The organism is Streptomyces apricus (genome assembly GCF_008369065.1).
GTDB classification, from domain to species: Bacteria; Actinomycetota; Actinomycetes; order Streptomycetales; family Streptomycetaceae; genus Streptomyces; species Streptomyces apricus.
On the sequence record NZ_VDFC01000277.1, the window covers coordinates 1 to 678 of the forward strand.

General features: G+C 80.1%; 1 pseudogene. It reads left to right on the forward strand.

The window, feature by feature from the left end:
• Positions 1-263 (forward strand): annotated as a pseudogene (locus tag FGF04_RS40790) (hypothetical protein); the annotation flags it as partial.
• Positions 264-678: the final 415 nt, after the last annotated feature.

Below are 678 nucleotides of genomic sequence, written 5' to 3' on the forward strand. Positions count from 1 at the left end.
CTCCGGCCCCGGCCTCCGCCGGTTCCCCGGGGACGACGGCCGTTCCCGGCAGCCCCGCGACCCGGCCGGGCACCGGCCCCGCCGGACCGATGCCCGTCACCGGTGACACGGCCGCCCGCCACCGGCCCCGCACCCGTCCGTACGCCGCAGGCCGCGCCCTCTTCCGGCAGCGCGACGGCCTCCGTGCAACGGGCACCAGCCGATCCGAGCCGTACGAGCACCGCTCCCACCACGCCGTCCGCCGGACCTGGCGGAACCGCTGACGTCCCACGCGGCACGACGGCCACGCCCGCCACCGGCCCCGCACCCGCCCGTACGCCGCAGGCCGCGCCCTCTTCCGGCAGCGCGACGGCCTCCGTCCAGCGCGCACCGGGCGGTCCGAGCCGTACGAGCACCGCTCCGTCCGTCGGACCCGCTGACGTCCCGCGCGGCACGACGGCCACCGGCCCCACACCCGTCCGTACGCCGCAAGCGGCGCCCTCCTCCGGCAGCGCGGCGGCTTCCGTCCAGCGAGCACCAGCCGATCCGAGCCCTACGAGCACAGCGCCCACCACGCCCTCCGCCGGACCCGGCCGAACCGCCGACGCCCCGCGCGGCACGGCGCCGAACGTCCAGCGGGCCCCCGGCGCCACTGGCGCCACCAGCGCCACGACGGCCGACGTCCAGCGCGCACCGGGC